Origin of the sequence: Citrobacter sp. Res13-Sevr-PEB04-36 (assembly GCF_015672735.1) — a bacterium.
Lineage (GTDB): Bacteria > Pseudomonadota > Gammaproteobacteria > Enterobacterales > Enterobacteriaceae > Citrobacter.
Genome location: NZ_JADABY010000031.1, coordinates 17,624 through 29,874 on the forward strand (window position 1 = coordinate 17,624; position 12,251 = coordinate 29,874).

Below are 12,251 nucleotides of genomic sequence, written 5' to 3' on the forward strand. Positions count from 1 at the left end.
TCGCTTCCGGCAGGATACGGTCGCCCAGGTCAACATAGATATCTTTGCCACGTTCCGGCAGGGTAATAAAACGGCAAGCCACGGCATTGTCGATACATAATTTTGGAGAGTTTTGATGGCTATTAGCACACCGATGTTAGTGACATTCTGTGTCTATATTTTTGGCATGTTGTTGATAGGGTTTATTGCATGGCGTTCAACCAAAAACTTTGATGATTACATTCTGGGTGGACGCAGCCTGGGGCCGTTTGTCACCGCGCTTTCCGCCGGGGCATCCGACATGAGCGGCTGGCTGCTGATGGGGCTGCCGGGGGCGATTTTCCTGTCGGGAATTTCAGAAAGCTGGATCGCTATCGGCCTGACATTAGGCGCATGGATCAACTGGAAGCTGGTGGCCGGGCGTTTACGCGTACACACCGAGTTTAATAATAATGCCCTGACGCTGCCGGATTACTTCACCGGTCGTTTCGAAGATAAAAGCCGTGTGCTGCGTATTATTTCCGCGCTGGTTATTCTGCTGTTTTTCACCATCTATTGTGCTTCAGGGATTGTTGCAGGGGCGCGTCTGTTCGAAAGTACCTTCGGCATGAGTTATGAAACAGCGCTGTGGGCGGGTGCGGCAGCGACGATTATCTATACCTTTATTGGCGGTTTCCTGGCCGTCAGCTGGACCGATACCGTGCAGGCCAGCCTGATGATTTTTGCTCTGATCCTGACGCCGGTGATGGTGATTATTGGCGTCGGTGGCTTTGAAGATTCGCTGGAAGTGATCAAACAAAAGAGCATTGAGAACGTGGACATGCTCAAGGGCCTGAACTTTGTTGCCATTATTTCCCTGATGGGCTGGGGGCTGGGTTACTTCGGTCAGCCGCACATCCTGGCGCGCTTTATGGCGGCAGATTCTCACCATAGCATTGTGCACGCACGCCGCATCAGCATGGCGTGGATGATCCTGTGTCTGGCGGGGGCCGTGGCCGTTGGTTTCTTCGGTATCGCCTACTTCAATAATAATCCGGCGCTGGCGGGTGCGGTTAACCAGAACGCCGAGCGAGTGTTTATTGAACTGGCGCAAATCCTGTTCAATCCGTGGATTGCCGGTATTCTGCTGTCGGCTATCCTTGCGGCGGTGATGTCGACGTTGAGCTGCCAGCTGCTGGTGTGTTCCAGCGCCATTACGGAAGATTTGTACAAAGCGTTCCTGCGTAAAAATGCCAGCCAGAAAGAACTGGTGTGGATTGGCCGCGTCATGGTGTTGGTTGTTGCGCTGATCTCTATTGCGCTGGCGGCTAACCCGGAAAACCGCGTTCTCGGTCTGGTGAGCTACGCCTGGGCTGGCTTTGGTGCCGCGTTCGGACCGGTGGTGCTGTTCTCCGTAATGTGGTCGCGAATGACCCGTAACGGTGCGCTGGCGGGGATGATCATTGGTGCGGTTACGGTTATCGTCTGGAAACAGTTCGCCTGGCTGGGCCTGTATGAAATCATCCCGGGCTTTGTGTTCGGTAGTATCGGTATCGTGGTGTTCAGCTTGCTGGGTAAAGCACCGTCAGCCGCAATGCAAAAACGCTTTGCTGAGGCTGATGCGCATTATCATTCTGCACCGCCGTCACGTTTACAGGTTGAGTAATCTGCCTATTGCTTCTACAGCCCGCATCCCTGCGGGCTATGCCGTTCAGTTAACGACTAGTTTCAGAAGGCATCAAGATGTGCAGGCGGAGGCAATGAACATGCTATCTCAGAGAAAGGTTCCGTTCACCTCATGCTCATCGTTTTTCTGAAGCACCGATTCCTGTGAACGTGTAAAGGGCGTTCTCCGCCACGCCCTTTACAATCCCGGCTCCCGGCAGGAAAATTGCCACTTCGTGGTTCCCTCCGCTTATTCCTCCAGGCTATCGGGCCGGGCGCGAGGAAGCGTCCATGCAAAACGCGCCCTGAACCCGCATCCCTGCGGGTTCTCCCGGCCTTACGGAAACACGTCGGCAATTTTCAGCCGGACCAGCCCACACCTGACTACCTGAGCTTTTACTTGAATATCTCTGAACAGCAAAACGGATATAGCTGAAAGCCAAAACGCTGAAGCGACACCCTGGTCCGGCTGAAAATCGATGAGACGTTGACGGCTGAACGGAAACTTATTCAGGGTAAAATGTTCTCCATACATGCTCAACTGAACAATATTGCACCGCGTGCGGGCTTTTTTTCCTCTTCGCAAAATCACCGTAATCCTTATCAGACTAACTGTTTACATTAAGTCATCATTCTCAAAACATTCTGCTTGAGTTTTTCTTTTCTGTAATGATAATCACTATCACTGTAATTTACTTTTCTTTTCACGAGTTGACTGAGAATAACGTTTAAGGGTGCTTCGCATGTTTGTTCCATTTCTGATTATGTTGCGCGAAGGCTTAGAGGCCGCGCTGATTGTCAGCCTGATAGCCAGTTACCTGAAACGGACTCAGCGTGGTCGCTGGATTGGCGTGATGTGGATTGGTGTTCTGCTGGCGGCGGCGCTATGCCTGGCGCTGGGGATTTTCATCAATGAAACCACCGGTGAATTTCCGCAAAAAGAGCAGGAGCTGTTTGAAGGGATCGTGGCAGTGATTGCCGTGGTGATCCTCACCTGGATGGTCTTCTGGATGCGTAAAGTTTCGCGCAACGTCAAAGTTCAACTGGAGCAGGCGGTCGATAACGCTCTACAGCGTGGCAATCATCACGGCTGGGCGTTGGTGATGATGGTCTTTTTTGCCGTCGCTCGTGAAGGCCTGGAGTCGGTTTTCTTTCTGCTGGCGGCATTTCAGCAGGATGTTGGTATCTGGCCGCCGGTCGGGGCGATGCTGGGTCTGGCAACAGCCGTTGTTCTGGGTTACCTGATTTACCTCGGCGGGATCCGACTGAATCTCGGGGCCTTCTTCAAATGGACCAGCTTGTTCATTCTGCTGGTGGCCGCAGGTCTTGCCGCCGGGGCCATTCGTGCGTTCCACGAAGCCGGGTTATGGAATCATTTCCAGGATGTGGCATTTGATTTGAGCAGCGTGTTGTCTACGCACTCGCTGTTTGGCACGTTGATGGAAGGGATTTTTGGTTACCAGGAAGCGCCAAGTGTCAGTGAGGTTGCCGTCTGGTTTATCTACCTGATCCCGGCACTGATTATGTTTGCATTACCGCCTCGTTCAGGCTCTACGGCGTCTCGTACTGCACCCTGATAACAACGCGACGCAGAATATCATTTAGTTACAACATACTTATTTATAGGGATAGGTCATGACGATTAACTTTCGCCGTAGTGCGCTGCAGCTGGGTATGGCTGCGCTGTTTACTTCTGCTTTTGCCTCACACGCCGCAGATATTCCCAAGGTCAACGTCACGGTTAACGACAAACAGTGTGAACCGATGACGATCACGGTCAATGCCGGGAAAACCCAGTTCATTATTCAGAACCACAGTCAGAAAGCGCTGGAGTGGGAAATCCTCAAAGGCGTAATGGTAGTGGAAGAGCGTGAAAATATTGCCCCGGGCTTCAGCCAGAAAATGACCGCCAACCTGCAACCTGGCGAATATGATATGACCTGCGGCCTGCTGACGAACCCGAAAGGGAAGCTGATCGTCAAGGGCAGCGCAACTGCAGATGCGCCGCAGAGTGACGCCCTGCTGAGCCTGAGCGGTGCGATCGCCGAATACAAAGCCTATGTAACCGCAGAAACCGCGCAGCTGGTGGCGGGGACCAAAGCGTTTACAGACGCCATTAAAGCCGGGGATATCGAGAAGGCTAAATCCCTGTATGCACCGACGCGTCAGCATTATGAACGTATTGAACCGATTGCCGAGCTGTTCTCTGACCTCGATGGCAGCATCGATGCACGTGAAGATGATTACGAGCAAAAGGCTGCCGATCCTAAATTCACCGGCTTCCACCGTCTGGAAAAAGCGCTGTTTGGCGACAATACCACCAAGGGGATGGATAAATATGCCGACCAGTTGAACACCGACGTTATCGACCTGCAAACGCGTATCAGTGAACTGGCCTTCCCACCGTCTAAAGTGGTTGGCGGAGCGGCTGGTCTGATTGAAGAAGTGGCCGCCAGTAAAATTAGCGGTGAAGAAGATCGCTACAGCCACACCGACCTGTGGGATTTCCAGGCCAACGTCGATGGCGCACAGAAAATTGTCGATCTCCTGCGTCCTCAACTGCAAAAATCCAATGCTGAACTGCTGGCAAAGGTGGATGCGAACTTCAAAAAAGTCGATGGTATCCTGAGCAAGTATCGCACCAAAGACGGGTTTGAAACTTACGACAAACTGACCGATGCTGACCGTAACGCGCTGAAAGGGCCAATTACGACACTGGCAGAAGATTTGTCGCAATTACGCGGCGTACTGGGTCTGGATTAAGCATCATGCAACAAGATAATGAAAACGGCGTGAGTGAACCGTCACGCCGACGTCTGTTGAAGGGTATGGGAGCATTGGGCGGCGCGCTGGCGCTGGCGGGTGGCTGTCCGGTTGCGCATGCGCAAAAACCGCAAAGTGCGCCGGGCACTCTGTCACCCAATGCGCGTGATGATGTTCAACCCTTTTATGGACCGCATCAGGCGGGGATCCTGACGCCGCAGCAGGCCTCGATGCTGCTGGTGGCATTTGATGTCCTCGCCAGCGACAAAGCAGACCTTGAACGTCTGTTCCGTTTACTGACTCATCGCTTTGCGTTCCTGACCACCGGCGGCCCGGCACCCGAAACGCCGAATCCGCGCTTGCCGCCAATGGACTCCGGCATTCTGGGGGCTTACATTGCCCCGGACAACCTGACGATGACGCTGTCGGTCGGCCATTCACTGTTTGATGAGCGCTATGGTCTGAAAACACAAATGCCGAAAACGCTGCAAAAAATGACGCGTTTCCCGAATGATTCGCTCGATGCGGCGCTGTGCCACGGGGATGTGCTGTTACAGATTTGCGCCAACACGCAGGACACCGTTATCCATGCGTTACGCGACATCATTAAGCACACACCGGATCTGCTCAGCGTACGCTGGAAGCGCGAGGGATTTATCTCCGATCATGCTGCACGCAGTAAAGGTAAAGAAACCCCGGTTAATTTGCTTGGCTTTAAAGACGGGACCGCGAACCCGGACGGTACTGATGAAAAGCTGATGCAAAACGTGGTGTGGGTTACGGCCGATCAGGGCGAGCCTGCATGGGCGATAGGGGGCAGCTATCAGGCGGTGAGGCTTATTCAGTTTCGCGTGGAGTTCTGGGATCGCACGCCGCTTAAAGAGCAGCAAACCATTTTTGGGCGCGATAAACAGACCGGTGCTCCGCTGGGAATGCAGCACGAGCATGATGTACCGGACTATGCCGCCGATCCTGAAGGTGAGGTAATTGCGCTCGACAGCCATATCCGGCTGGCGAACCCGCGGACCAAAGAGACCGAATCCAGCCTGATGATGCGTCGTGGCTACAGCTATTCGCTCGGCGTGACGCAATCCGGTCAGCTGGATATGGGGCTGTTGTTCGTCTGCTATCAACACGATCTGCAGAAAGGTTTTTTGGCCGTACAGAAACGCCTGAACGGTGAAGCGTTGGAGGAGTACGTTAAGCCGATTGGCGGTGGTTATTTCTTTGCTTTACCGGGCGTAAAAACACCGGACCACTATCTCGGACAGTCTCTTCTACAAGCCTAATTCCCGTGCCCCGCGCCTGTGCGGGGCAATTCCTCACATGTTGACCTGACACGGTGATGAACGAAAAAATTATTTTTCGTGATGCGTCTGCGCTGAAATAATTCTGTCATCTCTCTGTAAGAGACTGTTGCCAACGATAAGATGGAATTTAGTTAACAATAAGTAAAAATATTGTTGCATTGAGAATAAATTCTGTTGTACTTATATGTAACAGCGGTAGTTCCCGGCAGTGATAGTCATTCACTATGGAGATCGCGAATGGTAACGTCCTGTATTGGACAGGTTTCTTACATTATCACCACCTTACGCGGACGTTTCTCTTCCGGTAGCCATCTCGTCACCGCTAAATTCCTCTCTCTTCCACATCTTATCCTTGTTACTGACGCCTTATACGGTGCGCGTAGCCGTGTGTGGTGTCTTATTCGTAGGCAAGCAATGGCTTACAAGGAAGCCAACCCTCAGATGTTCGTGCGCATAATCGTGCCGAAAATGGCGCGTGTGATGTATACCTACAACTCAAGGTGCTATCCATGGGAAGACAAAAAGCAGTGATCAAAGCTCGTCGTGAAGCAAAACGTGTGCTGAGACGGGATTCGCGTAGCCATAAACAACGTGAAGATGAATCGGTCACCTCGCTTGTGCAGATGGGCGGCGTAGAAGCGATTGGTATGGCGCGTGACAGTCGCGATGCCACACCTGTCACGGCGCGAAATGAGGCTCAGGCGCACTACCTGAATGCTATTGAGAGTAAACAGCTGATCTTCGCCACCGGTGAAGCCGGGTGTGGTAAAACCTGGATCAGCGCGGCAAAAGCAGCAGAGGCTCTGATCCACAAAGATGTGGACCGGATCATTGTCACCCGTCCAGTTCTGCAAGCTGATGAAGATCTCGGCTTCTTACCTGGGGATGTTTCCGAGAAGTTTGCTCCTTATTTTCGCCCGGTGTATGACGTGCTGGTAAAACGTCTGGGTGCCTCTTTTATGCAATATTGCCTGCGACCTGAGATTGGAAAGGTGGAAATCGCGCCGTTCGCGTATATGCGTGGTCGGACATTTGAAAATGCTGTTGTCATTCTCGACGAGGCTCAGAATGTGACGGCAGCGCAGATGAAGATGTTTTTGACGCGCCTCGGGGAGAATGTGACGGTAATTGTGAACGGCGATATTACCCAGTGCGATTTACCGGCACATGTTCGATCCGGGCTTAACGATGCGCTGGCCCGCTTCGAAGAAGATGACATGGTTGGAATTGTTCGTTTTAATAAAGATGATTGCGTTCGCTCGGCGCTCTGCCAGCGGACGCTTAACGCTTACAGCTGATTAGTTTTATGTGTTCAAGGCCCGGGAAACCGGGCTTTGTTTTTTATAAGCAGGAATAATCGTTTATATGCATATAAAAAGCACAGACACGCTTCTTTGCAAGATGCCTGATGGCGCTACGCTTATCAGGCCAGCGGGGATATGCGTGGTAGACCGGATTAGGTGCCGGCACCGCATCCGGTAAATTTAGACGAAAAAAAAGCCCGTACTTGCGTACGAGCTCTTCTTCAAATATGGCGGTGAGAGAGGGGTTCGAACCCTCGATACGTTGCCGTATACACACTTTCCAGGCGTGCTCCTTCAGCCACTCGGACACCTCACCGTATTGTTGTTCCTGCGTTAGCGGAACGGGCGCTAATGTAGGGGAAACACCGCCCCGGCGTCAATCTACTTTTGAAAAAAAACGTGCATTTACACAAACTTCAAGCAACATGGGGCGTAAATAAGCAAGAATTGCTTTTTTTGCCAGCATCCTAAAATTTGCTATTCTGATATTCCTTGGAAAATGATGATAAGTGCGAGAAAGTTCCGCATAACACTGCTCAGGAGTTAATATGGAAATACTTTTCTATCACCCGACATTCGATACGGCCTGGTGGCTGAAGGCACTGGCTAAGGCAATCCCTGGCGCAAATGTCCGTGAATGGAAGCGGGGTGATAACGCTCATGCTGACTATGCCCTCGTCTGGCATCCACCGGTTGATATGCTGGCTGGTCGCAAGCTAAAAGCCGTTTTCGCCCTGGGTGCTGGCGTGGACTCTATCCTCAGTAAGCTAAAAGCCCACCCTGAAATGCTGGATACCTCAATCCCGCTTTTCCGTCTGGAAGATACCGGTATGGGTCTGCAAATGCAGGAATACGCGGTGAGTCAGGTACTGCACTGGTTTCGACGTTTTGATGACTATCAGGCGCTAAAAAGTCAGGCGAAATGGCAACCGCTGCAAGAGTATACCCGCGAAGAGTTCACCGTCGGGATTATGGGGGCAGGGGTATTAGGGGCAAAAGTGGCTGAGAGTCTGCAAGCCTGGGGCTTCCCGCTGCGTTGCTGGAGTCGGACGCGTAAATCCTGGCCAGGCGTGGAAAGCTTTGCCGGTACCCCAGAGCTGGCGGCGTTCCTGAGCCAAACGCGGGTGCTGATTAATCTTCTGCCAAATACGGCAGAAACGGTCGGCATCATTAACGCCGGGCTGCTGAATCAATTGCAGGATGGGGCGTACGTGCTTAACCTGGCGCGCGGGGTTCATCTGAACGAAGACGACCTGCTGGCGGCGCTGAATACCGGGAAGCTGAAGGGCGCGATGTTGGATGTTTACAGTAGCGAACCGCTGCCGGAAAATAACCCTCTGTGGAAACATCCGCGCGTGGCGATGACGCCGCATATTGCCGCCGTGACGCGTCCTGCGGAGGCTGTAGACTATATCTCGCGTACTATCTTGAATTTAGAAAGTGGCAAAGCCGTAACGGGTCAGGTCGATCGCGTTAGGGGATATTGATAACAACCCGGCCAGTGCCGGGTTTCGATTAACACCTTCCTGCAGCTCGAATTATTTAAGGTATTAATGGCGACGATACCTGCTATCCTTGACGAAAAATGACTACAGGAGAGAATTATGTATCCCGTTGACCTGCATATGCATACCGTCGCCAGCACCCACGCCTACAGTACCCTGAGTGATTACATCGCTGAAGCCAAACGCAAAGGTATCAAGCTGTTTGCTATTACCGATCACGGGCCGGATATGGCGGATGCCCCGCATCACTGGCATTTTATTAATATGCGTATTTGGCCACGTATGGTGGACGGGGTGGGAATTCTCCGCGGTATTGAAGCGAATATTAAGAATATCGATGGTGAAATTGACTGTTCTGGTCCGATGTTTACCTCCCTGGATCTGATTATTGCGGGCTTCCATGAGCCGGTTTTTGCGCCACATGATAAAGACACGCATACTCAGGCTATGATTGCCACGATGGCCAGCGGACATGTTCATGTGATAAGCCATCCAGGAAATCCGAAGTATCCGGTGGATATCACCGCTATTGCGCAGGCGGCGGCGAAATACCAGGTGGCGCTGGAAATCAATAACTCTTCCTTCCTGCACTCACGCAAGGGTAGTGAAGACAACTGCCGCGCAGTCGCCGCAGCGGTACGTGATGCCGGTGGTTGGGTGGCGTTAGGCTCGGATTCTCATACCGCCTTCACGCTAGGGGAATTTGGTGAGTGCCGTAAAATCCTGGATGATGTGAACTTCCCGGAAGACAGAATTTTGAACGTATCGCCAAAACGCTTGCTGGCGTTTCTGGAATCGCGCGGCATGGAGCCTATCGCGGAATTTGCTGAACTTTAATTGTGAACTAACTGGAATACATCTATGAACGAGTTTTCTATCCTGTGTCGTGTCCTGGGATCGCTGTTTTACCGCCAACCGCAGGATCCGTTACTGGTTCCTCTTTTTACCATGATCGGTGAGGGTAAACTGTCGGCAAGCTGGCCGCTGGAACAAGATGAACTGCTGACTCGCTTACAGAAAAGCTGTGACATGCCGCTGCTGGCTGCAGATTATAACGCTCTATTTGTCGGTGAAGAATGTGCGGTGCCGCCTTATCGCAGTGCCTGGGTAGACGGCGCTAAGGAATCCGACGTTCGCGCATTCCTTTCTTCGCGCGGTATGCCGCTGGCGGATACTCCTGCTGATCATATCGGCACATTACTGCTGGCTGCATCCTGGCTTGAAGACCAGTCTGCTGAAGATGAAAGTGAAGCGCTGGAAACGTTATTCGTCGACTATCTGCTCCCGTGGTGCGACACGTTCCTTGGCAAAGTTGAAGCGCATGCCAGCTCCCCATTCTGGCGTACCATGGCGCCGCTGACGCGTGATGCGATTGGCGCTATGTGGGACGAGTTGCAGGAAGATACAGAAGAGTAAATGTGATTTGCATCACCTTATCGTGCAACGCAATTTGTCTACTTGCATAAATTGTGTGCGCGATCTCATTATCATGCCGTTTTTCTGCTAAGATGCGCGGCATGAACATACTTCTTTCTATTGCAATCACAACGGGCATTCTCTCCGGTCTCTGGGGATGGGTGGCCGTTTCTCTTGGTTTACTCAGTTGGGCGGGTTTTTTAGGCTGTACGGCCTATTTTGCCTGTCCACAAGGTGGGCTAAAAGGGCTGTGGATCTCAGCGTGTACGCTGTTAAGCGGTGTGGTGTGGGCGCTGGTGATTATTAACGGTAGTGCGCTTGCCCCGCATATGGACATCATCGGTTATGTCATCACGGGTATTGTCGCCTTCTTGATGTGCATTCAGGCGAAGCAATGGTTGCTTTCATTTGTGCCGGGAACGTTTATTGGTGCATGTGCAACATTTGCAGGGCAGGGAGACTGGCGTCTGGTTCTGCCTTCACTGGCTGTCGGGTTGGTGTTTGGCTATGCAATGAAGAATAGCGGACTGTGGCTGGCGGCCCGCCGTGAAAACCGAGAATCACCTTCGTTGACCAGTAAATAATAAAAAGCGTGAGGTTAACCTCACGCTTCTCGCTGTCTCTTTATATCGAGTATCAGGATTCCGGTGGTACTGACAAATGACGATATTTAACCAGAATATCGTTATCGACCTGTTTCTTGTCCTGCAAGTCCCATAATCCGCGATCAATTCCGTCATTAATCAGGAAAATAACCCCGGTTTCAATGGCCGACATCAGACAAAGCATAACCGGTTCGTTAGAGGTATAACCAATTTCGCCTTCCAGAAGACGTTGGTAATCAATGAAGCGGAATACCCCAGCCTGGACTTCATAGGAGAGAATGGTTTTGCTGGTATTTACCGACGAAAGAATCTCACCGGTGCTGACGTTAACCACACGCAGGTTGACCGCAATCTGATCAAGCTGGTATTGCGTATCTGCACCAATACCGAAATAACGCGCACCTACCCCACCAGACTTAACATTGCTTTCATAACCAATGATAGACCCTTCCACCATTACGTTTGCGGCGGTTAGTGACTGAAGAGGAATACGGTTATTCACGGCTACAGTGCCATTCTCCTGTGCCGCACGAATAATTTTTCGTTCGTTAAGCAAGTTCTGCAATCCTTGACGCTCCAGCGGCACAAACCAGCGTGAATCCTTCAATGCGGTGACCAGCATCGCCGTGGCGCTTTGTGGGACGGCGGTTGAGAAGTTACTTGCCGGATAAGGTTTAAATTGACCCGTTTCATCCTGAATATTATAAACCGAGACAAAAATCTTACCGGTAGGCATCGGCAGGTGCGTCAAGTCTTTATAGCTTTGGGCACGGGGCATTAATGTCGGTTTAGCGGCTTCTTGTGGCGGGGCGGTTAAGCATCCGCTGAGTAAAAATACTGCAACCAAAATAAGTAAGCGCTGCATGATTTTTTCCTTTCGTAGCTATAGCTTAGAAATCGGCTGACTGTGTTTGTAAACCCGACACTTCTATTGTCGATGTTTTGCCCGTTTTCCTGTCTGTGACATTAAGTTGCAGTTGCCCATCTCGGTTGGCGATATCAATAATAAAATCATTGGTTACCATCCTGCCCGGCTTACCTGTATTAATATTGGTAAGCAGCCCTCCGAGAATTTGTGACTGGATAGCCTGAGTAAAGTTGTCGAGGGCCGATGGGGTTTCGAAACCGAAGTCGTCACCGCTCGGGTCTTTATACGAGTTTTGCGCCTGCGCACTGTTCAGCAAAAAAGCGCCGTTATTAGGGTTGCCACCAAAGTTTGGATTGCGGAACTGGAACGTCATGTTTCCGGCCCAACTTAATGGTGAAATTAGCATGAGCAAAACCACTGCATGTTTGACACGCATGAAAGCCTCCGGACAAAATCATTTTTAGAATTCATCACGCGCTAAATCGCTTGTGCTTAATAGTGTTTGGTCTATTTGCCGGCGATTTAATGCATCCTCAGTTTCTGCCAGAGCGAAGACGACTATTTTGTCGAAGTCTCTTTTCGTCGGGAATAAAAAAGTCTGGAAGATAACGTCCTGATTGACCGTTATAGTGATCCAACTTCCCCAACGCGCACTGGGCCTTTCATTGATGGTTAAATTTCCTGTGTACTCACTTTCCCACTTGTCACTAAACGCACGATAAAAATCATGGCCGATTGAAGAGACAGTGTGGTCGGTTAATAGTCCGGGAACCTCCACTTCTACAGCGGCGTGTAGATCCCCGGCAGCAAGGAATAGATTTGCTGCCACAATCCAGGTCAAATAGCGTTTCATGGCT

Annotated in this window: 13 protein-coding genes and 1 tRNA gene; 10 read left to right on the forward strand and 4 right to left on the reverse strand. The window is 51.4% G+C overall.

The features are described 5' to 3' along the window. Positions 1 to 115: 115 nt before the first annotated feature. From putP to phoH, 6 genes are all read left to right on the forward strand, one after another. Positions 116 to 1,624, forward strand: coding sequence for a sodium/proline symporter PutP (gene putP / locus IMQ48_RS09000; protein WP_196208755.1), 1,509 nt, complete (start codon positions 116 to 118; stop codon positions 1,622 to 1,624). A 742-nt stretch (positions 1,625 to 2,366) separates the two neighbouring features. Beyond that, positions 2,367 to 3,200 (forward strand): iron uptake transporter permease EfeU, encoded by an 834-nt coding sequence (gene efeU, locus IMQ48_RS09005; RefSeq protein WP_096757602.1) that lies wholly within the window; start codon positions 2,367 to 2,369, stop codon positions 3,198 to 3,200. 58 nt (positions 3,201 to 3,258) lie between these two features. Next, positions 3,259 to 4,386, forward strand: a complete 1,128-nt coding sequence (gene efeO / locus IMQ48_RS09010) for an iron uptake system protein EfeO (protein ID WP_196208756.1) — start codon at positions 3,259 to 3,261, stop codon at positions 4,384 to 4,386. A gap of 5 nt (positions 4,387 to 4,391) precedes the next feature. Continuing rightward, on the forward strand, positions 4,392 to 5,675 hold the full coding sequence (efeB, locus tag IMQ48_RS09015; protein ID WP_196208757.1) for an iron uptake transporter deferrochelatase/peroxidase subunit: 1,284 nt from the start codon (positions 4,392 to 4,394) through the stop codon (positions 5,673 to 5,675). Between the two features lie 258 nt (positions 5,676 to 5,933). Continuing rightward, positions 5,934 to 6,227, forward strand: a complete 294-nt coding sequence (locus IMQ48_RS09020) for a hypothetical protein (protein ID WP_170973033.1) — start codon at positions 5,934 to 5,936, stop codon at positions 6,225 to 6,227. Next, positions 6,206 to 6,994, forward strand: a complete 789-nt coding sequence (gene phoH / locus IMQ48_RS09025) for a phosphate starvation-inducible protein PhoH (protein ID WP_196208758.1) — start codon at positions 6,206 to 6,208, stop codon at positions 6,992 to 6,994. The genes IMQ48_RS09020 and phoH overlap by 22 nt, the downstream gene beginning before the upstream one ends. A 234-nt stretch (positions 6,995 to 7,228) precedes the next feature. Here phoH and IMQ48_RS09030 read toward each other — a convergent pair. Continuing rightward, a tRNA-Ser gene (locus tag IMQ48_RS09030) sits at positions 7,229 to 7,316 on the reverse strand. A 232-nt stretch (positions 7,317 to 7,548) separates the two neighbouring features. On the opposite strand from IMQ48_RS09030, the gene ghrA reads away from it, so the two are divergent. The 4 genes from ghrA (at position 7,549) to IMQ48_RS09050 (ending at position 10,505) form a co-directional block, all read left to right on the forward strand. Next, a complete protein-coding gene (ghrA, locus tag IMQ48_RS09035; protein ID WP_196208759.1) occupies positions 7,549 to 8,487 on the forward strand; it encodes a glyoxylate/hydroxypyruvate reductase GhrA in 939 nt (312 codons plus the stop codon). A 117-nt stretch (positions 8,488 to 8,604) separates the two neighbouring features. Next, positions 8,605 to 9,342 carry a phosphatase gene (locus IMQ48_RS09040; protein WP_196208760.1) on the forward strand — a complete coding sequence of 246 codons (738 nt, stop codon included), beginning with the start codon at positions 8,605 to 8,607 and terminating at the stop codon, positions 9,340 to 9,342. A 24-nt stretch (positions 9,343 to 9,366) separates the two neighbouring features. After that, positions 9,367 to 9,921 carry a molecular chaperone gene (locus IMQ48_RS09045; protein WP_196208761.1) on the forward strand — a complete coding sequence of 185 codons (555 nt, stop codon included), beginning with the start codon at positions 9,367 to 9,369 and terminating at the stop codon, positions 9,919 to 9,921. 101 nt (positions 9,922 to 10,022) lie between these two features. Beyond that, the gene (locus tag IMQ48_RS09050; protein WP_196208762.1) at positions 10,023 to 10,505 is read left to right on the forward strand and encodes a DUF1097 domain-containing protein; all 483 of its coding nucleotides are present in this window, start codon (positions 10,023 to 10,025) and stop codon (positions 10,503 to 10,505) included. 52 nt (positions 10,506 to 10,557) lie between these two features. Here the strand turns inward: IMQ48_RS09050 and csgG are convergent, their stop codons facing one another. Genes csgG through csgE form a run of 3 tightly spaced genes read right to left on the reverse strand, consistent with a single transcriptional unit; the run spans position 10,558 to position 12,247 of the window. Continuing rightward, the gene (csgG, locus tag IMQ48_RS09055; RefSeq protein WP_135322392.1) at positions 10,558 to 11,391 is read right to left on the reverse strand and encodes a curli production assembly/transport protein CsgG; all 834 of its coding nucleotides are present in this window, start codon (positions 11,389 to 11,391) and stop codon (positions 10,558 to 10,560) included. A 25-nt stretch (positions 11,392 to 11,416) separates the two neighbouring features. Beyond that, a complete protein-coding gene (csgF, locus tag IMQ48_RS09060; protein ID WP_096757594.1) occupies positions 11,417 to 11,830 on the reverse strand; it encodes a curli production assembly/transport protein CsgF in 414 nt (137 codons plus the stop codon). A 24-nt stretch (positions 11,831 to 11,854) separates the two neighbouring features. Continuing rightward, the gene (gene csgE / locus IMQ48_RS09065) at positions 11,855 to 12,247 is read right to left on the reverse strand and encodes a curli production assembly/transport protein CsgE (RefSeq protein WP_196208763.1); all 393 of its coding nucleotides are present in this window, start codon (positions 12,245 to 12,247) and stop codon (positions 11,855 to 11,857) included. Between the last annotated feature and the right edge of the window lie 4 nt (positions 12,248 to 12,251).